We start from the raw sequence: 367 nt of genomic DNA on the forward strand, positions 1-367 counted from the left end.
TGCTATATAATCATAACCTACTCCACCATTAACTGTAGATTTTGGTAACCATGAATTGTCATTTATATCTATACCTCTGTGGCTATCAGTACTATCAAAACAAGTTTCCTTCGTTCTTGCATTATAAAAGAAATAAAATAGAGGAGTGTATATACAATAATATTTTTCACCTACAAGATTTGTGGTAGTATATGAAACAATATCAGGCTTAAAGCCCACAACTATTCCATTTGGATAATGTTCTTTATCATATATAAAAAATCCGCTTGTACTTTGATATCTATTTCGCAAACTATTTATAGTATTATCTTTGCTTACTATAGTATTCTTAAACCCTGTAATATAGTTAACATACTCTTGAAATGTT

Annotated in this window: 1 pseudogene; it reads right to left on the reverse strand. The window is 28.6% G+C overall.

Annotated features, from left to right (window positions below):
• A pseudogene (locus KGF50_RS21985) lies at positions 1–367 on the reverse strand (hypothetical protein); the annotation flags it as partial.

Origin of the sequence: Clostridioides sp. ZZV15-6598 (genome assembly GCF_020657705.1) — a bacterium.
Taxonomy (GTDB): domain Bacteria; phylum Bacillota; class Clostridia; order Peptostreptococcales; family Peptostreptococcaceae; genus Clostridioides; species Clostridioides difficile_F.